We start from the raw sequence: 19854 nt of genomic DNA on the forward strand, positions 1-19854 counted from the left end.
CTGTAAATAATGATTAATTCTGTATTTCCAGTATTTAAATGTATTTTAAAATTATCAAAATAATCACAGAAATGGATTGCATTTTAATTTTGAGAATAGTAAAATTAGTATCCGTGAATAAGAAATGAAGGGGTTTAACCTTAATGGAAAATAGATTGCCATTTTCGAAGTATTTTGTAATAGGGGTCATGTTATTTGCCTTGTTTTTTGGAGCGGGAAATCTAATATTTCCGGCATCACTCGGGCAAAACGCCGGGACAAACGTTTGGGAGGCGGCAGCTGGGTTTCTAATAACGGGAATTGGATTGCCGTTTCTTGGAATATTAGCGATGGGCGTTTCTGGAAGCAGAAACCTACAGGAACTGTCAAGCAGGGTTCATCCGCTCTATGGAATCATTTTTACCTCGCTGCTTTATTTAACAATTGGACCGCTGTTTGCAGCACCAAGAACAGGTGCTGTAGCTTATGATATTGGGATTGCACCGTTTGTCGGCGGGGGTTCAGATCGCATTGGATTGTTCATATTTTCACTAATATTTTTTGGAGTAACCTTGTGGTTTTCATTAAATCCGGCCAAGCTGGTTGACCGGATCGGGAAAATTCTTTCACCTGCCATCATTATTCTCATTTTTGTGTTATTGGTAATGGTGATTGTTAAACCTATGGGGTCGATTGGAGTACCACAAGAAGCCTATGCCAACGGCGCATTTGTAAAGGGCTTTATGGAAGGATACAACACGATGGATGCACTGGCATCGCTTGTGTTTGGCATCATTGTTATCAATACTGTTCGTGCCATGGGAGTTAAATCAACAAGCGGCATTCTGTCGGCTTCGGCTAAATCTGGATTGGTTGCGGTTGTTTTCCTAGGAATCATTTATGTTGGTGTTGCTTACTTAGGCGCGACTAGCACAGGGCGATTCGGACTTCTAGAAACAGGAGGTCCTGTTCTCGGAAAAACAGCAACTTATTATTTTGGGATTGTCGGAACAGTTATGCTTTCGATTATTATCATTCTCGCTTGCTTGACTACCAGTATCGGATTGGTTACAGCCTGTGGTGAGTATTTTCATGCCCAAATGCCGAAAATCAGCTATAAAATTTGGGTTGTTTTCTTTTCGTTAGTATCTCTTATCATTGGTAATTTCGGCTTAGCTAACATCATCAACTTTTCAATTCCAGTGTTAATGTTTCTTTATCCGCTGGCTGTAGTCTTAATGATGCTGACATTTTTATCAAAGTTTTTTAGACATTCGCAGATCGTCTATGTTTCAGCAACTGTGGTAACCTTTATGGTCAGCATAATCGATGGAATCAAAACTTTCTGTCAGCTTGTAGGAATCGAAAATTTCAGGTGGATGGATCCGATCGTATCCTTTTATGAACAAGTACTGCCGTTGTATAATGAAGGACTGGGCTGGCTGTTGCCAGCAATCATTGCCATTGTGATCAGCACTGGAATCGTGAAACTGCAAAAATATGTTGAAACTTCTTTTAGGGAAAAGAACGCTTAAATCATAAACATATATCCTCGTTAAAATGCACTGCAAATTGGCAGTGCGTTTTTTGTTATAAAAAAGCATTTTGGTGAAGGGATGTATTTTTCCGGATAGGCGGAATTTCCGGATTATCGGAAAATCAACTTCCGTAGAATCGGAAATGGATTCGGAATTATCTATATTTCCTAAGTGAATATGTTGATTACGCCTTTAAATTAAGCGTTTTTAATTTTCAGAATAGTTGGCATAAAACTTGCAAATAAATGTTAAATGTAACGGCCTTTTTTGAACGGGGATGAAAGCGTTTTCCGTAAAGGTCCTTTACGAATTTTACGCAAGGGGGATTTATATGGATTTATTGGTAATTTTATTGGCACTTGGATTATTGATGTTTGTGGCATACCGAGGTTACTCTGTTATCCTGTTTGCTCCAATCTGTGCCCTCCTGGCTGTGGTATTAATTGCACCAAGCCATGTATTGCCATTCTTTTCAGGCGTATTTATGGAAAAAATGGTCGGATTTATTAAATCTTATTTCGCTGTTTTCTTATTGGGAGCTATTTTTGGTAAGGTTGTTGAAATGTCCGGGATTGCTGAATCGATTGCCAAGACAATTGTCGGCTGGCTTGGGGCGAAACGGGCGATGCTGTCGATTGTGCTGCTTGGGGCAATATTAACCTACAGCGGGGTTAGTTTATTCGTAGCCGTGTTTGCGATTTACCCGTTTGCTGCACAAATGTTCAAGCAGGCAGATATTCCGAAAAGGCTTATTCCAGGTACGATTGCGCTAGGTGCGTTTACATTTACAATGGATGCGCTGCCGGGAACACCGCAAATTCAAAACGTTATTCCCATTGCTTTCTTTAAAACCGACATCTATGCCGCACCTATCCTTGGAATCATTGGTGCCATCATCGTTTTGGCAGCCGGCTTATTCTATCTGGAATCCAGACGGAAAAAAGCTGAAAAAGCAGGTGAAGGTTATTATGGGTTAGGAGCGGAAATGGCAGCTGCTATTGAAAAGGAAAAGCTTGGTGCTAATGAGCCTGCTCTACCTGATTTAACAACCGAACTGTCATTATCAAGAAAAATTCTTGCCTTTGTTCCGCTCATTTTGGTCGGAGTAACGAATAAACTTTTTGTAACGAATATTCCAAAGTGGTATCCGAATGGCTTTGATTTTGCAGCACTTGGCTTAGATGCCTATAAGGTGGATGTGGCAGTATCTGCTCCAATTTGGGCGATAATTATGGCACTCCTTGTAGGGATTATTACATCTATTGCCTATGATTGGAAACGGGTTACGAAGGGCTTTAAGGATGGCGTAAACACTGCGATTGGCGGGTCACTTTTGGCAACCATGAATACAGGGGCTGAATACGGATTTGGCGGAGTGATTGCCGCACTTCCGGGATTTGCAAAAATAAGTGATGGCATATCGACTACTTTTACTAATCCGCTTGTGAACGGTGCTGTTACGACAACTACGCTTGCAGGGATGACCGGATCAGCATCCGGCGGTATGGGGATTGCATTAGGGGCGATGGCTGAAAAGTATAATCAAGCGATTGCTGCAGCGAATATTCCTCCTGAAGTTATGCACCGAGTTGTGGCGATGGCATCAGGAGGAATGGACACGCTACCGCATAACGGTGCAGTCATCACCTTGCTGGCAGTAACAGGTTTAACCCATAAGCAATCTTATCGTGATATTTTTGCCATCACGGTCATTAAGACTTTGGCGGTATTTGCGGTTATTGCTATTTATTCACTCTTTGGAATCGCTTAACAGTTTAGGGGGTCTTGAAATATGAGTCAAGCATTAGCTGGAAAAACAGCATTTGTAACCGGGTCGGCAAGCGGAATCGGCTTAGAAATTGCTAGGACTTTTGCTGAAGAAGGGGCAAATATTGTTATTTCCGATTTAAATGAAGAAAAAAGTGAACAAGTGGCGCTGGAGTTAAAGGAACAAGGTTTTGAAGCATTGGCCGCTCCCTGTGATGTCACCGATGAGGAGGCATATTGCAATAGTCTGGAATTGGCAAGAAGTACTTTTGGAAAAATTGATATTCTCGTAAATAATGCTGGGCTGCAATATGTTTCCCCAATAGAGGATTTTCCGACAGAAAAATTTGAACTGATGATTAAAGTTATGTTAACGGCACCGTTTATTGGCATTAAAAATGTATTGCCGTATATGAAAGAGCAGGGCTTCGGCCGAATTATCAATATGGCTTCCATTAATGGCTTGGTTGGCTTTGCCGGGAAAGCGGCCTACAATAGCGCGAAACATGGGGTGATTGGCTTAACGAAAGTAGCCGCATTAGAAGGGGCACAATACGGAATTACGGTAAATGCCTTATGTCCGGGCTATGTTGATACACCGCTTGTAAGGGGGCAGTTGGCTGATTTGGCCAAGACAAGAAATGTCGGATTGGAACGTGTCCTCGAGGAAGTCATTTATCCGCTTGTCCCCCAAAAAAGGCTCTTATCCGTATCTGAGATTGCAGATTATGCAGTATTTCTAGCAAGCGACAAAGGTCGGGGGATTACAGGGCAGGCGGTTGTGCTCGATGGAGGGTACACGGCACAGTAGCTTTGCAGTTTGATTTTTATAGTTCAAGAGAATCCATGCAAGCAGGATTCTCTTTTTTTTGCAAAACTTCCAATTATATCAAAAAAATAAGTGGTTTTTGCTATAATTATTTTACTTAGTATTAATGGGGAGGCATTCAATGACGCGAGCATTTGACAAAGTACCAAACAGTTGGCATGAGCAAATTATCAATCTATTAGCAGAACGTGTGGTTATTGTCGATGAGAACGGGATTATTTTATATATTAACGAGGGATATTGCGAGTTTATCGGCACCACGATGGAAGAGGCGCTTGGCCGGCATGTACAGGATGTGATTGAAAACTCGCGGATGCATATTGTTGCCCAAACAGGTCTGAAGGAACTGGCCTCAGTCCAACAAATAAATGGCAGTGAAATGATTGCTAATCGATTCCCCATTGTTGAAGCGGAACAGATTGTTGGTGCTGTAGGAAATGTCATGTTCCGTAATCCTGAAGAATGGCGGATGTATAAAAGTAAGATCCAAAGCCTTGTTGATGAATTAAACTATTATCAAGCAAAAGTTCAAAGGGATTTGCAAAGTAAATATAGTTTTCAGGACTTAATAGGGGACAGCCCTAATTTTCTTGCAGCAAAAACTTTGGCTCAAAGAGTTTCCAGGAGCGATTCATCGGTGTTATTGATCGGTGAATCAGGCACCGGAAAGGAATTATTTGCACATGCGATTCATCATGACAGCAACCGGACTGCCGCTTCCTTTGTGGCCATTAATTGTTCCTCTATCCCAGAGCACCTGCTTGAATCGGAATTGTTTGGCTATGAGGATGGTGCGTTTACCGGCGCGAAAAAAGGCGGCAAGAAGGGACAGTTTGAATTAGCAAGCGGCGGGACGTTGTTTTTGGATGAAATTGGGGACATGCCGCTCACGATGCAAAGTAAACTATTAAGAGTGCTGCAGGAAAAAGAAGTGGTCCGAGTCGGAGGTCATAAATCTATCCCTGTGGATGTGCGGATTATTGCTGCCACCCATCGAAATTTAGAAAGAATGGTTGAAAAAGGGGATTTCCGACAAGATTTATATTATCGATTAAATGTCATTAAAATTGATATTCCTTCGCTTAGGACAAGAAAAGAGGATATCCCTGCGATTGCAAAGCGGTTATTGAAGAAATTAGAGTCAAGATTTTTCCGAAATGGTATTGAGCTGTCTAGTGAGGTAACGGAAAGGTTGATGCAGCACTCTTGGCCAGGGAACATTCGTGAATTGGAGAATGTATTAGAACGTTCGATTAATGTTCTCGATGGAAAATACATTCTATTAATGCACCTGCCCCTATATTTGCGCGACAGAGAGACTGAGGGAAGAAACGCAGGAATCTTACATAATGAACAAAACGTTTCATTAAGCAGTATCTCGTCAGCTGAACCGATAAAAATTCTGCCATTGAAGGAGACGCTCGTTCAAGCTGAAAAACAAGCAATTGAACGAGCTTTAGTGGTAACGAAGGGTAATAAACTAGAAGCAGCTAAACTGCTGGAAATCGGTAAAACCAGTTTTTATGATAAATGTAAGTTATATGATATAAATTAAAAAGATATAACCAATACAGGAGCTAAAAAAATCCATCATATTATCAAGGACTTCACTCGAAATTTTAATGAGTAAGTCCTTTTTTGTTTTTATGTGAATTTTATCTTAATAGAAAGAACAAAATTTATTTGTTGACAAAAAAACATAATGTAACTATTATGATTACAGGTAATCAAATTTGTTACAAATGAAAAACATTAACAAAACCATTGGAGGAATAGAAAATGAAAATGTTAGTAACTGGAGCAACGGGTAAGATGGGAACAAAAATCGTAGAGACTTTATTAAAAACTGTACCGGCAAGCCAATTGGCTGTCAGCGTTCGGAATCCGGAGAAAGCAGAAGGGCTTCGTTCTCGTGGAGTGGAAGTACGCCAAGGAGATTTTGATCTTCCGGTAACATTGGATACTGCCTTTGCAGGAATCGATCGTTTATTAATCATCTCTGCGGATGGAGACAATGAAACAAGAATTCGCCAGCATGCAAATGCAGTAGCTGCGGCAGAACGGGCTGGAGTTAAATTCATTGCCTATACTAGTTTAGCGAATGCAATGGAAAGTAATAACCTATTTGCGCCAACACATCAGGCAACAGAAAAGGCAATCGTGAAAACAGGCATTCCTTACTCCTTCTTACGCAACAACTGGTACTTGGAAAACGAAATCCCAAGTATTCAAGGTGTCATCGCAGGCGCTCCATGGGTAACATCTGCGGAATCAGGTAAAGTCGGCTGGGCGTTGCAGCAGGATTATGCAGAGGCTGCAGCTGCGGTACTGACTGGTGAAGGACATGATAACACAATTTACGAGCTTTCCGGCAAGCTATTAACACAGGAAGAATTAACAACTACCCTTGGCAACGTGTTGGGTAAAGAGGTAATTTTACAAAAGGTTGATGATGCTGCATATGCCGATATTATGAAAGGTGCTGGACTGCCTGATTTTCTTATTCCTTTACTTGTTGACATCCAAAGAAGCATTCGTGAAGATACACTGGCAGTTGAAAGCGACGACTTTGAAAAGCTTATCGGCAGACCAGCTACACCGATAAATGAAGCTTTGACACAAATCGTTAATGGTATCAACTTAACAAAATAATAAAACTCAAATCTCAATGATTTGTGGGTATAAAAGTTGCGTTTCTGTTTAAAGCAGGAACGCTTTTTTATGTTATCAAGAAGGAAATAAAGTGGGCAGGAGAGTATTATAGTAAGGGCAACTTAGCTAAAAATGGGGGACAGTTTTTAATGAGAGTGAATCCAAAGAAATTTGAAATAAATAATTTAATTTATATTATTAGGTCTGCAAAGGAAGAGGATGCCCAAAACTTATCTGAAGTTAGAGTGCAGATTGATGGTGAAACAGAAAATATGGATAGAGAAAAAGGAGAAGCATACATAGATGAATCTGGCTTCAAACAGATTATTAGATCGGATACCGAACGGAAAAATAATCTTTTTTTAGTGGCAGAAGCAAATGATAGAATTGTAGGTTTCTCTAGATGTGAAGGGACTCAACTGAAAAGAATGTCCCATAAAGTGGAATTTGGAGTCTGTGTTTTAAAAGAATTTTGGGGACATAGCATTGGGAAAAAACTATTGGAAGAATCCATTCATTGGGCAGATTCAAACGGTATTAAGAAAATATCATTGAGTGTTCTTGAAACGAATAGTAAGGCTGTTAAGCTTTATCAAAGATATGGGTTTGAAGTGGAAGGCATTTTAAAAAAGGACAAAATTCTTTCCGATGGGAATTACTATAATACTTTTTTGATGGGAAGGTTTAATGTGTAATTAAAAGTTAATTGGTACATTTCCTTTTTAAGGGAAAGTACCTTTTTTATTTGTTTAAAGGAGAAAAGTGGTATCATAGTACAGTAAATACTGTTAATATTGTGAAATTTTTGATTTGGCGGAAATCGGGGGCAAAACTAAATTACTTTATAAATGAGGTGAATTCTATGAAAGCAAAATTCCATTATGCTTGGATAATCATTTTTATTACATTTTTAGCTTTATTGGCTGTTCAAGGAGTTCGCCTTGCGTTTGGAGCATTTGTGCAGCCTTGGGAAAAAGATTTTTCCATGGATAGGGGGACTATTTCTCTTATATCTACATTAAGCTTTGTTGTTTATGGTCTTTCGCAGCCAGTGATTGGGAGACTTGTAGATAAGCTGGGTCCACGGTTGATTTTATCGGTGAGTACCTTATTGGTTGGAGTGAGTATCTTTTTAACCTCCTTTATCAATAAGCCATGGCAGTTGTTTGTTCTTTACGGCATCTTCGTTTCCATCGGAGTGGGGGGAGCATCCAATGTTGCGGCAACCGTCCTTGTAACGAAGTGGTTCAATGAAAAACGCGGCCTTGCCTTAGGAATTATCGAAGCAGGATTTGGAGCAGGACAAATGCTGCTTGTACCAGGGTCTTTACTGTTAATAAACTGGTTGAATTGGAAAGTAACAGTTGTTATTTTAGGTATTTTTCTGGCAGTTATTGTTTTTCCTTTTGTCCTTTTATTTTTACGCAATGACCCTAAAGAGAAAGGTTTACTGCCAATTGGCGGAAAAGGGAAAGAAGAAAAACAGACAATTGGTGATGCGGATCAAAATAGTAATTTTTCTATTTGGGAAGCTTTCCGCCAAAGACAGTTTTGGTTTTTAGTTTTACCGTTTGGAGTTTGTGGATTTACCACGACAGGATTAATGGATACACATTTAATTCCTATTTCTAATTTATGTGGGTTTTCACCAGGTGTAACAAGTGCTGCAGTGAGCATTCTAGCTGCTTTCAACATTATTGGCATTTTACTTTCAGGTATCGTTGCCGATCGATGGAGCTGCAAAAAAATACTGTTCGGGTTGTATGCGGTAAGAGCTTTATCCATTGTTATTCTATTAAATACTTATAACCCGGCAATGCTGCTGGCTTTTGCCGTTGTGTTCGGATTGGTCGACTTTGCAACGGTAGCGCCAACTCAATTACTGGCAACTCAATTTTTTAAAAATCATTCTGTAGGGTTTATCCTGGGCATGTTGTCACTAAGCCATCAAATAGGCTCGGCATTAGGTTCGTACTTACCAGGTTTATGGTATAGCCTTTCAGGAAATTATAATCTTTCTTTCTACTTTTCGATTATCATTCTTGCACTGGCTGCCGTTTTTAGCGGGTTGCTTCCGAAGCAAATCGTTAGTAAGGAAGAGAAAGAATTAAAAACATTGCATGCTTAAATATTGAAAAAACCTAGCATTTCATGATAAAGCTAGGTTTTTTCATTAGAAGAGGGTAGAAGTCAAATACTTGACTCATCTCGGCCCTCCTTTTTAAAACTTTGAGTAAACGAGTCATCAGGGCATTGACCTGGAATTGGAATGCGTGGGTCAAATTCGGGATTTTGGAGTACTTCATACGGCCGCATCATTTCATGGTCCTCATGTTCAAGGTTATGGCAATGCCAAGGGTAGATTCCCGTAAAAGGTCCGAAGCGGGCAATAATGCGAGTGACTTCTTTGGGATTCACTCCAACGGTATCCTTCCAGCCTTTTTCGTTCGCGGGTGGTTCCCGCGGTGGACCGACGTGTGTGATATTTTTATTTTTATCAATTGTAATGGGAGCATGATTGAGAACCTGAAAATGCACAAGATGTAAGTGCATTGGATGATTGTCTCCTGTCAAATTGTAAAGCTCCCATATTTCCACAGTGCCATTATACGGAGTTTCTGTAATGGGTAATTCACTCCACATCATGTCATTGAGCAATGGTTTCAAACGACCTGGAAATTCCGGGTCATCTATTTCAGTCAAAATGTTCTGCCGTACAGGTACACCTTTTGGATTAAGTCTCTCCAAACAAGATAATGTTGCTGGAATTACACTTTTGTCAGGTTCAGTAAGGTTTTTACTAACACGGAACTCCATAATTTGCGGAAGGGCTGGATTGCGTGGGTCGCCGCTTGGGAATGGTGATGGCGAATCATTTGTTAGGATGATTTTCTGACCTGCATGTTTTGAAAAGTCGACAATCACATCTGCACGTTCCGCTGGGCCGAGCAGTAGCCCTTCCCTATGTGGTACAAAAACTGGTTTCACAAGAAATCCGCCATCTGTCCCTATTTGGATAAACTCTTGGCCAGAACTTAATCGTAGTCGATAAAACCGGGCATTGGAGCCATTAAGGATACGGAATCGGTATTTGCGCGGCTCAACCTCGAGAAAGGGCCAGACTTTTCCATTCACAAGAGCGGTATTCCCGAAAAATTCCGGGACGACAGATGGTCTGGGCAGGCTTGAATCAATTGGCGGTGAAGGATCCGGCAGCGCTGCCTGGTTTGGCTGGGAAGGATAGAATAATTCACCAAACTGCTCACCGCTAAGATAGAACGATCGATCTTGAATCAATAACGGAATTTCATAGTTTCCTCGTGGAAGATTTAGCATTTCCTCTTCGTCATCTCTAATAAGGTAAAACCCGGCTAGCCCTGCATAAACATTTAGACGGGTGATTCCAATCGCATGATCATGATACCAGAGTGTAGCAGGACGTTGGCCATTTGGGTAATAATAAACTTCATGTAAGAATTTAGGTCCAACGTTTTTGAAGTTTCGGGTAAACCAGGCTTCCGGATATCCGTCATTTTCCGGCCGGTTACGCCCGCCATGTAAATGCACGACTGTCCGAACAGATGGCCGGTCGAGTTCTGCGCCATGAACGGTTCTATCTACCGGAAGCAGGTGTTCAAAGGGAAGTTGGTTTTCCCACTTAACATAAATAGGTTGGTTCCTGCGAACTTCAAATGTAGGTCCTGGATACATGCCGTTATAACCCCAAAGAGTGGTCGGTTTTAGGTCACGGTGTAATTTTTGCTGAACCTGCTTCATTTCTACCTCGTAGTATGGGTTTCCATTTCTGTTCCCGACGGGGGTTATGACTGAAGGTATTGGCAATGCATCTACAAACTTGTCTAAAGGCAAATATAATTCCTCCTCATTTTAAAACCTCTTTATTAAATTATGAAGATAGGAAGTTTTCAGTTTTCTTTTTTTAAAAAAATGGTAAACTAGTTAAAAAAACAAAAAGTGAGGCGCCAGCATGATTAAGGCAGTTTTTTTTGATTTGGATGATACGTTGCTGTGGGATCAGAAGAGTGTAAAGGAAGCCTTTGTGGCTACATGTAAGGTTGCAGAGGAACGATATGGACTAGATTCGAACCAGTTGGAGGAGGCTGTTAGAGAGGCTGCAAGAAACCTCTACTCTTCCTATGAATTTTATCCTTTTACACAAATGATAGGAATCAATCCATTTGAAGGCCTATGGGGCAATTTCCTTGATGATCATGATGATTTTAGAAAAATGAAGGACACGGTTCCTGGTTACCGGAAAGACGCTTGGACGGCGGGTCTTAAGGCTTTGGGGGTTGACGACCCAGAATTTGGCCAAGAATTGGCGGAGCGTTTCCCAGCCGAGCGCCGAAAGCTGCCGTTTTTATATGAAGAAACGTTTAAAACACTAGATACGTTAAAAGGGAAATACAAGCTTTTACTATTAACGAATGGATCACCAGACTTACAAAATACGAAACTAACAATTACTCCAGAATTGGTTCCATACTTTGACCAAATCGTCATCTCAGGTGATTTTGGTAGAGGAAAACCAGATCCAACGATTTTTGAACATGCCTTGTCACGCCTCTCCTTGCAAAAGGATGAAGTCATCATGGTGGGGGATAACCTAATGACCGATATTCTAGGGGCAAACCGTGCCGGGATCAAATCCGTTTGGATTAACCGTCACAATAAAGAGCGGAATGAAGTCATTCCTACCTTCGAGATTCACCATTTAGAAGAACTTTTTACCATATTGGAGAAGTTATAAAAAAAGATCAGCTGCCTCTGGCGGCTTTCTTTATGTCAAAAGACCAATTTTTTTAATACGGTGTAACCTCACCCCTTTTTTGAGCGACTATTATGCTGAAAACCAAATAATTACAAAAAGGGGATCTTGAAAATGAGAAATAAAAGTGTGATTTTCATATTAACCTCTACCTTAGCTATTGGGCTTTTAGCCGGCTGCGGTTCAGGGGTGGTGGATAAGACGAATGGCAGTTCAGGAACTCCAAAAGCGACAGCGCCTAAACAAAATGAGATAGTTGCAAGTTTCCTTCCAAGGATTGAAATTATTGAGCAAGGGACGGGAATTAACGTGAATTACCGAGTAAAGAATATTTCCGGTAAAGCTCAGAAATTAACGTTTTCAAATGGTTTACAAGTGGATTATATTGTTTATGATGAGTCTGGAAAAAAGCTAAAACAATATTCAGAAGAGGTTATGTCTACTCAAGCCATGGAGGAAGTAAATCTTGAGAACAATGAAGAAATCTCCAAGGAATTTACCATCACCGACCTGAAAAATGGCAAGTATAAGCTGGAGGTTTTCTTAACAGCAAAAGAGGAGCAGGCGAGGGTTGTTAAGGATTTACTTGTGGAAAAAGCCGCTTTCAACGGTTCTGGCAAATACGTTGGACAAATCGACCCACATACCATTGAAATTGATATGAATGGCACGAATACCGCGTTCCAATTATCTGATGAAGCCCAAAGACAATTATTGGCCCTTAAAGAGGGTAGTAACGTAACATTTCTATATAAAGAAAATGAAAATGGACAAAAGGTAATTGAAAAATTTTTATAAAAAATACATTCATAAAAGGGACAGTGATTTTAGATATTACTGCCCCTTAGTTTTTAATTAATCAGCTTTTCAACTTTTTAAGTACCCGTTCTTCGAAATCTGCCCGGTCAATATCTAAATCATGTGTTTCATTGCGAAATGACTTGAACCTTCCGCCCTTGACTTCGAGGGTAAAATAGCCTCTTTCACTTGCAATATTTATATCGCCTATAATATTTTTCCTTCGGATTGGATCGAACAAATTTACCATATTTGGATTGTTGGGGTGCGGTCTGAACTGGCAGCCGTGCTCCACGCATATTTTAACAATGTTACGTACCTTCGGATGGGCGATACTTTCAATTTTCTTGGTTGTTTCTTTACTTATGGTCATTCTTTAGTCTCCTTTCCGTCTTAACAACGATATGCCATGGCGGCGTTGAATATTCAATAATTATAAAACCTAACACAGCTGTTAAGGGGGATTGAGTATTGCACGGTTGGATGAGTATCTGTTACCCTTAAATTATAAATAAAATATTCATAACTTTTCTTCAATGGGAGATGGAACAGATGAGTATAGTGATTGATGAGTTATTTATCGGACAAATCGCTCGCTTAAAACGAGTATTTACAGATGAGGATGTCAAATTATGCAATGAGTTGACACGGGATTTTAGCCCAGTTTATCATGTAAATGAGAATGTCTGGAAAAAATTTTACGATCAACCAATTGTTCCAGGGTTATTGACCGAGGGTTTAATCACCCAGGTTATCAGCCAAAAGCTGCCGGGTGACGCCTGCATTTTGCTGCAAAAGGAATTGGTTTTTTATTACCCTGTCCATGTTGGAGATGAGATTACTGCGGAGCTCGAAATTATTGATATTAACGAAACAAGGAATTGGGTAACGCAAAGGGTCAGCTGTTACAACCAGCAGGGAAACGAAGTGGTAAAAGGACAGGTGGTCATACTTATTCTGCCTAAACAAAGTTCATAGGTGATGTGAATGGAACTAACCCAAAAAGTTGATAACCGCACAGGGTATTGGGGATCAATGGAAGTGAATGAAAAGGGGATTCTTGTAGATGTCAGCCCTGAATTTTGCAGCTGTTTTGCTTTTGAAAAGCCTGAACTAATAGGGCTTTCGATTGCGCATATCATTGAAGGAGCCACAAAAAGTCGGCCAACCTCTGCTGTTGGAAAACCAGTTATTCCTGGTGTGATTAAAGGCCATTCCTGTTTAATTCGAATCGAAAAAAAGGACAAACATCTCATTTATTCGGTCATTTTAAGAAAAGAAGAAATCGATCATGCTGAATTTTATTCCTTTCTGCAGATGGTGGATAAGCCAAAAATAAGATCAAAGACAGCCAACGGGAATCGATATAGTTTTGAGGAGATTATTGGCGACAGCCCATTGATGGCGCAAATTAAGGAATTGGCTGCCAGGATTGCAGCCAGTAGTTCAACTGTGCTGCTTACGGGCGAAAGCGGTACAGGGAAGGAATTGTTTGCCCAGGCCATTCATGGACTTAGCTCGAGAAAAAGCCATCCGTTTGTAGCGGTTAACTGTGCGGCCATTCCTGATGAATTATTTGAATCGGAAGTGTTCGGCTATGAAGGAGGGGCATTCAGCGGAGCAAGAAAAGAAGGGAAGCCTGGAAAAATTGAATTGGCGCAGAACGGGACACTATTTTTAGATGAAATATCCGAGTTGCCTTATCAAGCACAGGGGAAGCTGCTCCGGGTGCTGCAAGAGCGCGAGGTGGAGCGGCTTGGGGGAACAGGAAGTAAGAATGTTGATATCCGTATTGTTGCCGCAACGAACAGAGACCTAAAAACTTTGGTTCAGGAAGGCAAGTTCCGGCAGGATTTGTTTTATCGTTTGTATGTATTTGAATTAAAAATACCGTCATTAAGGCAGAGAAAAGAGGACATTTTACCGTTAGCCTATTATTTCATCGAATATTTCAATGAAAAATTAATCCAAGATGTAAAATACTTAGCACCCAATCTCCAGGAGTGGCTATTGAATTACGAGTGGCCTGGGAATGTCCGCGAACTAAAAGCGGTTATTGAACGGGGGATGAACATTGTTCAGGGGGAAACACTGACAATGGAAAGCTTGTTTATTTCCCCATCTCTTGAACGTTCAGTTGGAAAAACGGAGGCGGAAGAAACACCTAAACTCTTAAGTTTAGAGGAAGCTGTATCAAATGCAGAAATTTCCGCCATCCAGCGTGCACTAAAGGAAGCAGACGGCGACCGGACAAAAGCAGCCCAATTGCTGAATATTCATTTGGCCAGTCTATATAGAAAAATAGCAAAATATAAACTAAATAAATGATGATTTTATCTATTCACACACACTTTTTCTAGTGTGTTTTTTTTTGTCTAGCTGCAGCGCCTAGGGGCTCGATGGTCTACAGCCAATCCGTCAAGAAGGCTAACGCTTTCTGTACGCATTAAGGGAGACTAATCTCTGGCTTCGCTTTCGCCTGCCAATCGATAAGTCTCCTTATATCGCCCCTGGTGAAGGCGCTTCCGCTTTTCTTGTTTCCGCAAATCGGATTCGCAAATATGCGAAAAATAGTGAATTTGCAAAAATGCAAAACTCGGAAACCGGTAAAATAGTGAATTCTATGTTGGCACGGAATTTGCAATATAGAAAGGTAAAGGAGGGAATCATCTTGTTGAATTTTACCTTTACAGATGAACAAGAATATTTTCGTGAAATGCTAAGAGAATTTTCCTTAAATGAATTACTTCCCCAATATACAAAATGGGACCGGGAGAAGACACATCCCCGCCATTTGTGGAAAAAACTCGGGGAACTTGGAGTGAATGGACTAAGAATTCCCGAAGAGTATGGCGGCAGCGGGGCGGATTGCGTTACAACCGGTATTGCGGCAGAGGAAGTCGGAAGAGGAGATTTTAACCTGACCTATGCTGTCATGCTAAATGCCTTAGCCTCAGAAATTATTACCAATCATGCGACAGACCAATTGAAAAAAACCTGGCTTCCGCAAATTGCTAGCGGTGACAAAATTGTTGGAGTAGCAATTACCGAGCCAGCGGCCGGGACCGATGCTGCAGGAATCCGCTCGACAGCAGTACATAAAGGGGACCGCTACATTTTAAATGGAGAAAAATCAGGTATCAGTGCGGCAACGATTGGCGATGCCTTTATTGTTTTTGCGAAAACAGACCCCAACTCCGGCAGTAAAGGTATCAGTGCCCTCGTCGTGCCTGCCGATGCTCCTGGCGTGGAATGTAAAGGTTATGACGACATGGGTAATGTACCGATTGGAAGAGGGTCGATTTATTTAACGGATGTCGAGGTTCCGGAAGAAAATTTAATCGGACTTGAAAACAATGGCTTTTTCCAAGTTATGAATGGGTTTGACCTTAGCCGCTTGTTAATTGGACTCCAGTGTGCAGGGGCAGCCTTCCAAAGTATCGATGAGACCATTGAACACGTAAAAACGAGACAGGCTTTTGGCAGACCACTTGCAAAATTTCAGGGAGTTTCTTTTCCAATCGTCATCCACTATACGCAGTTGGAGTTAATTAAGTGGCAGGCATATCGAGGCCTATGGCTTCGTGACAATGGGAAAAAACATACAAAAGAGGCATCCTCGGTAAAATGGCTAGGACCAAAATATGCACAGGAGGCAATCCATGAATGTATGCTTCTTAATGGCCACTACGCCTATACGAAGGAAATGCCGCTTGAACAAAGGCTTCGGGATGTAATTGGGTTGGAAATTGGGGATGGCACAGCACAGGCTAACCAAATGGTCATTGCTCGAGAATTGATTGGGAAAGAATTTCGTCCCTATTAAAATAGGAGACTACTTCCCGAATGGATGATGCTGAAACATTTTTTATCGGACAAATAGCGAGAATCCAAAGGACCATTATTAGTGAAGATGTTGAAAAGTGGAAATTTTTAACCTGGGATTTTAATGTGGTGTATCAAAGTGAGACATGGTTTGAACTGCCTCATGTTCCGGGAATTGTTTGTGAGGGATTGATTGCGGAGGCGATGGGCAAAGAATTGACCTGTCACCCTGCTGTGATATTGAAGAAAGAACTCGTCTTTTTAAATCCAGTCCATATCGGCGATATGTTGACAGTTGAGATAGAAACCATAGATGTTAATCAAGAAATGGATTGGGTTACCGAAAAGGTAACATGCATCAATCAATCTGGTTTTGAAGTGGTCAGAGGGCAAGTTGTTTTGAAAATTTTAGCAAAGAAAATGGAGGAATGAAAAATGGAAATGACAGATGTACTTTATGAGAAAAAGGATGGAATTGCCAAGATAACAATTAACCGCCCGGAGGTTTATAACGCCTTTCGTGCTCAAACTGTCCAAGAATTAATTTGGGCGTTTCGGGATGCCTGGGATGATAACAGAATTGGCGCGGTTATTTTAACAGGAGCAGGAGAAAAAGCCTTTTGTACTGGCGGTGACCAAAAGAATAAAGGTGACAGTGGCTATGATAGCTCAGGTGGACTTGGCGGCGGCATCGGATTGGAAATTGAAGCTTTGCACCGGACAATTCGCGCGATTCCAAAGCCGGTTATTGCAGCCGTAAACGGTTATGCTATTGGCGGCGGCCACGTTCTTCATGTGGTTTGCGATTTAACCATCGCCGCTGAAAATGCCATTTTTGGCCAAAGCGGTCCGAAAGTGGGCAGCTATGATGCAGGGTTAGGATCTGCCTATCTTGCGAGGATTGTCGGTGAGAAAAAGGCAAGGGAAATTTGGTACTTGTGCGAAAAGTATTCGGCGCAGGAGGCAAAGGAAATGGGCCTTGTCAATAAAATCGTCCCACAAGGCGAATTGATGGCGGCTGCAGAGGAATGGGCGGGGAAAATTTTAGAAAAGAGCCCGACGGCAATTAAAATGCTGAAATATTCCTTTAATGCAGATTCTGCCAATATTGAAGGGATTTCGCAAATTTCAATGGCAAGCCTAGCGATGTTCTACAAAACGGATGAGTCGGCAGAAGGAAGAAATGCGTTTGTCGAGAAACGTCCGGTTGATTTTAAGAAATTCAGGCAGTAAACCAATATTACCTTTAGTAGGGGGAGAACAAGCTGATGGGTTTCGAAACGATTTTAACGGATGAGGATATCAAAAAATATGAATCGAATTGGTCAAATAAGACGATTCTTGATTATTTAAAGGAAGCAATTGAAAAGTATCCTGAAAAAGCAGCCATTATTGACAAGAAAAGCAGATACACCTACAAAGAGCTTGGGAGACTGGTAGACCGTGTGGCTCTTGGTTTGCTTGAATTAGGATTGAAAAAGGGAGATGTCATCTCCATCCAGCTGCCTAACTGGAATGAGTTTGTGATTTTGCATTTTGCAGCAACAAGAATCGGCGCCATCAGCAATCCATTAATCCCGATTTATCGTGATCGGGAAATTGGCTTTATGGTCAAACTCGCTGAATCCAAGATGATTGTCGTACCCGACGAGTTCCGCGGTTTCAATTATCCGGAAATGATTGAGAGACTTAAGCCGCAATGGCCCTCACTGGAACATATTTTTGTCGTTGGTGAAAAAGTGCCGGAGGGAATGAAATCTTTCTCCTATTTAATGGATGCTCCTTGGGAAGAGCAAAGGGAGCCCTCTGCTTTGGATCAGATTGCCCTTAATCCTAATGAAGTAACAGAAATCATTTTTACGTCAGGAACCACGGGTGAACCAAAAGGTGTCATGCACACCCACAATACTGTGACGTTCGCATCAGAGCTTTGGATTGACCATTTTCAATTAACTTCTAATGACGTAATTTTCATGGCTTCCACCTTTGCCCATCAAACCGGTTTCCTATATGGCGTCCGCCTACCGGCCATTTATGGGGGAAGTGCTGTTTATCAGGATATTTGGAACCCTGAAGAATTCATTCAATTAATAGAAAAAGAGAAAATTACCTTTACCACGGCGGCAACACCATTCTTACAGGATACCATCAATGTCAACGGAATCGAAAAATACGATTTGAGCTCACTCCGGTACTTTGCAGCAATTGGAGCACCAATTCCAAGAACACTTGTGAAACAGGCCCGTCAGAAGCTGCCAGCGCAAATTCTCTCGGGCTGGGGGCAAACCGAAAATGGCTTGGTTACCCTGACTCTTGCAAACGATACTGAGGAAAAGCTCACCTCTACTGATGGAAAAGCATTCCCGGGGCTTGAGGTTAAGGTTGTGGATGCAGTAGGTAATCAACTGCCTCCTAACGTCGAAGGGAGTTTACTGGTAAGAGGGCCTTCATTGTTTGTTGGTTATTTAAAACGAATAGAGTTGACAAGGTCTGAGTTTGACGGGGAATGGTTCATCACAGGTGACCGGGCGATGATAGATGAGGACGGCTATATCCGCATTACCGGCCGTAACAAGGACATTATTATTCGCGGCGGCGAGAACATCCCGGTTGCGTATGTGGAAAATGTTTTATACGAGCACCTGGATGTGTCAGTCGTTCAAATTGTTGCCATGCCAGATGCACGTCTGCAGGAAAAAGCCTGTGCATTTATAAGCATGAAACAGGGTGCAGCACCGCTAACTTTTGATGCGATGAAGGCCTTTTTAGCAGAAAGAGGTGTCGCCAAGCAATATTGGCCTGAGCACCTCGAAGTGATTGACGATTTCCCGCGAACACCAAGCGGGAAAATCCAGAAGTTCCGCTTACGGGATATGATAAATGAAAAATTTGCTGATAAGGTTTAAAAATTGGAGGGATAAACAATGGTAAAACGTATTGCATTTGTTACCGGTGCCGGCAGCGGCATTGGCAGAGAGATTGCTAAATTACTAGCATCACGAGGAATGGACTTAATTGTTGCTGATATTAATAAGGAGGGCGCTGCGGAAACTGTTGCGCAAATTAAAGAAAATGACGGTGAAGCAGTTGCGGTTCATTGTGATGTTACTAGTTTGGAAAGTGTGAAAAACGCGGTTCAGGAATCAGTTGAAGCGTATGGGAAAATTGACGTGTTAGTGAATAACGCCGGCTGGGATAAAGTTGAGCCATTTTTAAAGAGTGAGCCAGACACATGGAAGAAAATCATTGATATTAATTTAATGGGGCATATCCATACGTGCAAGGAGATTTTGCCGCTTATGATTGAAAACGGTTTCGGGAAGGTTGTCAATATTGCATCTGATGCAGCTAGGGTTGGTTCGAGCGGTGAAGCTGTTTATTCCGCTGCAAAAGGCGGCGTAGTAGCGCTGACAAAAACACTGGCCCGCGAAATGGCCCGTCATAAGATCAACATAAATTGTGTGGCGCCAGGTCCGAGTGACACCCCATTATTCCAGGAAATCGGCTCATATAATGAAGGAATTGCCAGTGCTCTAGAAAAAGCTATTCCGTTCCGAAGATTGGCACAGCCACAGGATATTGCTGGCGCGGTGGCTTACTTTGTTTCAGATGATGCGGGATATGTGACTGGACAAACGTTGTCGGTCAGCGGCGGATTGACGATGCTCTAAAAAATA

Annotated in this window: 18 protein-coding genes; 16 read left to right on the forward strand and 2 right to left on the reverse strand. The window is 41.6% G+C overall.

Annotated elements, in window-relative coordinates; genetic code table 11:
* Window positions 1-143: 143 nt before the first annotated feature.
* The 7 genes from brnQ to KHA99_RS29310 all read left to right on the forward strand — a co-directional run bounded on the left by brnQ (window position 144) and on the right by KHA99_RS29310 (window position 8893).
* The gene (brnQ, locus tag KHA99_RS29280) at window positions 144-1514 is read left to right on the forward strand and encodes a branched-chain amino acid transport system II carrier protein (protein WP_213121024.1); all 1371 of its coding nucleotides are present in this window, start codon (window positions 144-146) and stop codon (window positions 1512-1514) included.
* 334 nt (window positions 1515-1848) lie between these two features.
* Entirely contained in the window at window positions 1849-3288 is a 1440-nt protein-coding gene (locus KHA99_RS29285; protein WP_213121025.1) for a GntP family permease, read from the forward strand.
* Between the two features lie 21 nt (window positions 3289-3309).
* Window positions 3310-4095, forward strand: a complete 786-nt coding sequence (locus KHA99_RS29290; RefSeq protein ID WP_213121026.1) for a 3-hydroxybutyrate dehydrogenase — start codon at window positions 3310-3312, stop codon at window positions 4093-4095.
* Window positions 4096-4234: 139 nt separating this feature from the next.
* Window positions 4235-5668, forward strand: coding sequence for a sigma-54 interaction domain-containing protein (locus KHA99_RS29295; protein ID WP_213121027.1), 1434 nt, complete (start codon window positions 4235-4237; stop codon window positions 5666-5668).
* A gap of 224 nt (window positions 5669-5892) precedes the next feature.
* Window positions 5893-6765, forward strand: a complete 873-nt coding sequence (locus KHA99_RS29300; RefSeq protein WP_213121028.1) for an SDR family oxidoreductase — start codon at window positions 5893-5895, stop codon at window positions 6763-6765.
* A 149-nt stretch (window positions 6766-6914) separates the two neighbouring features.
* Window positions 6915-7460 (forward strand): GNAT family N-acetyltransferase, encoded by a 546-nt coding sequence (locus KHA99_RS29305; RefSeq protein ID WP_213121029.1) that lies wholly within the window; start codon window positions 6915-6917, stop codon window positions 7458-7460.
* 167 nt (window positions 7461-7627) lie between these two features.
* A complete protein-coding gene (locus KHA99_RS29310; protein WP_213121030.1) occupies window positions 7628-8893 on the forward strand; it encodes an MFS transporter in 1266 nt (421 codons plus the stop codon).
* Window positions 8894-8955: 62 nt separating this feature from the next.
* On the opposite strand, the gene KHA99_RS29315 is transcribed toward KHA99_RS29310, so the two are convergent.
* Window positions 8956-10635 carry a multicopper oxidase family protein gene (locus tag KHA99_RS29315; protein ID WP_213121031.1) on the reverse strand — a complete coding sequence of 560 codons (1680 nt, stop codon included), beginning with the start codon at window positions 10633-10635 and terminating at the stop codon, window positions 8956-8958.
* Between the two features lie 118 nt (window positions 10636-10753).
* Here KHA99_RS29315 and KHA99_RS29320 point away from each other — a divergent pair, with 118 nt between their 5' ends.
* Window positions 10754-11536 (forward strand): HAD family hydrolase, encoded by a 783-nt coding sequence (locus KHA99_RS29320; RefSeq protein ID WP_213121032.1) that lies wholly within the window; start codon window positions 10754-10756, stop codon window positions 11534-11536.
* 132 nt (window positions 11537-11668) lie between these two features.
* Window positions 11669-12352, forward strand: a complete 684-nt coding sequence (locus KHA99_RS29325; RefSeq protein ID WP_213121033.1) for a LytA/YqiH family protein — start codon at window positions 11669-11671, stop codon at window positions 12350-12352.
* A 61-nt stretch (window positions 12353-12413) separates the two neighbouring features.
* On the opposite strand, the gene KHA99_RS29330 is transcribed toward KHA99_RS29325, so the two are convergent.
* The gene (locus tag KHA99_RS29330; protein WP_213121034.1) at window positions 12414-12725 is read right to left on the reverse strand and encodes a hypothetical protein; all 312 of its coding nucleotides are present in this window, start codon (window positions 12723-12725) and stop codon (window positions 12414-12416) included.
* Between the two features lie 179 nt (window positions 12726-12904).
* Here KHA99_RS29330 and KHA99_RS29335 point away from each other — a divergent pair, with 179 nt between their 5' ends.
* The 7 genes from KHA99_RS29335 (at window position 12905) to KHA99_RS29365 (ending at window position 19848) form a co-directional block, all read left to right on the forward strand.
* Complete coding sequence (locus KHA99_RS29335) at window positions 12905-13330, forward strand: hotdog family protein (RefSeq protein ID WP_213121035.1); 426 nt, start codon at window positions 12905-12907, stop codon at window positions 13328-13330.
* A 9-nt stretch (window positions 13331-13339) separates the two neighbouring features.
* Complete coding sequence (locus KHA99_RS29340; protein WP_213121036.1) at window positions 13340-14680, forward strand: sigma-54 interaction domain-containing protein; 1341 nt, start codon at window positions 13340-13342, stop codon at window positions 14678-14680.
* A gap of 343 nt (window positions 14681-15023) precedes the next feature.
* Window positions 15024-16178, forward strand: coding sequence for an acyl-CoA dehydrogenase family protein (locus KHA99_RS29345; protein WP_249367013.1), 1155 nt, complete (start codon window positions 15024-15026; stop codon window positions 16176-16178).
* 20 nt (window positions 16179-16198) lie between these two features.
* Window positions 16199-16609, forward strand: coding sequence for a hotdog family protein (locus KHA99_RS29350; RefSeq protein ID WP_213121037.1), 411 nt, complete (start codon window positions 16199-16201; stop codon window positions 16607-16609).
* Window positions 16610-16612: 3 nt separating this feature from the next.
* Window positions 16613-17410 (forward strand): 1,4-dihydroxy-2-naphthoyl-CoA synthase, encoded by a 798-nt coding sequence (gene menB, locus KHA99_RS29355; RefSeq protein ID WP_213121038.1) that lies wholly within the window; start codon window positions 16613-16615, stop codon window positions 17408-17410.
* Window positions 17411-17445: 35 nt separating this feature from the next.
* Entirely contained in the window at window positions 17446-19083 is a 1638-nt protein-coding gene (locus KHA99_RS29360) for an AMP-binding protein (RefSeq protein WP_213121039.1), read from the forward strand.
* 18 nt (window positions 19084-19101) lie between these two features.
* A complete protein-coding gene (locus KHA99_RS29365; RefSeq protein ID WP_213121040.1) occupies window positions 19102-19848 on the forward strand; it encodes an SDR family NAD(P)-dependent oxidoreductase in 747 nt (248 codons plus the stop codon).
* Window positions 19849-19854 lie beyond the last annotated feature (6 nt).

The organism is Neobacillus rhizophilus (assembly GCF_018343535.1).
GTDB classification, from domain to species: Bacteria; Bacillota; Bacilli; order Bacillales; family Cytobacillaceae; genus Neobacillus; species Neobacillus rhizophilus.

Bases quoted from the DNA above. Each gene is read 5' to 3' on its own strand.
- brnQ (WP_213121024.1), top strand. From the start codon at position 144: ATGGAAAATAGATTGCCATTTTCGAAGTATTTTGTAATAGGGGTCATG.
- KHA99_RS29285 (WP_213121025.1), top strand. From the start codon at position 1,849: ATGGATTTATTGGTAATTTTATTGGCACTTGGATTATTGATGTTTGTG.
- KHA99_RS29290 (WP_213121026.1), top strand. From the start codon at position 3,310: ATGAGTCAAGCATTAGCTGGAAAAACAGCATTTGTAACCGGGTCGGCA.
- KHA99_RS29295 (WP_213121027.1), top strand. From the start codon at position 4,235: ATGACGCGAGCATTTGACAAAGTACCAAACAGTTGGCATGAGCAAATT.
- KHA99_RS29300 (WP_213121028.1), top strand. From the start codon at position 5,893: ATGAAAATGTTAGTAACTGGAGCAACGGGTAAGATGGGAACAAAAATC.
- KHA99_RS29305 (WP_213121029.1), top strand. From the start codon at position 6,915: ATGAGAGTGAATCCAAAGAAATTTGAAATAAATAATTTAATTTATATT.
- KHA99_RS29310 (WP_213121030.1), top strand. From the start codon at position 7,628: ATGAAAGCAAAATTCCATTATGCTTGGATAATCATTTTTATTACATTT.
- KHA99_RS29320 (WP_213121032.1), top strand. From the start codon at position 10,754: ATGATTAAGGCAGTTTTTTTTGATTTGGATGATACGTTGCTGTGGGAT.
- KHA99_RS29325 (WP_213121033.1), top strand. From the start codon at position 11,669: ATGAGAAATAAAAGTGTGATTTTCATATTAACCTCTACCTTAGCTATT.
- KHA99_RS29330 (WP_213121034.1), bottom strand. From the start codon at position 12,725: ATGACCATAAGTAAAGAAACAACCAAGAAAATTGAAAGTATCGCCCAT.
- KHA99_RS29335 (WP_213121035.1), top strand. From the start codon at position 12,905: ATGAGTATAGTGATTGATGAGTTATTTATCGGACAAATCGCTCGCTTA.
- KHA99_RS29340 (WP_213121036.1), top strand. From the start codon at position 13,340: ATGGAACTAACCCAAAAAGTTGATAACCGCACAGGGTATTGGGGATCA.
- KHA99_RS29350 (WP_213121037.1), top strand. From the start codon at position 16,199: ATGGATGATGCTGAAACATTTTTTATCGGACAAATAGCGAGAATCCAA.
- menB (WP_213121038.1), top strand. From the start codon at position 16,613: ATGGAAATGACAGATGTACTTTATGAGAAAAAGGATGGAATTGCCAAG.
- KHA99_RS29360 (WP_213121039.1), top strand. From the start codon at position 17,446: ATGGGTTTCGAAACGATTTTAACGGATGAGGATATCAAAAAATATGAA.
- KHA99_RS29365 (WP_213121040.1), top strand. From the start codon at position 19,102: ATGGTAAAACGTATTGCATTTGTTACCGGTGCCGGCAGCGGCATTGGC.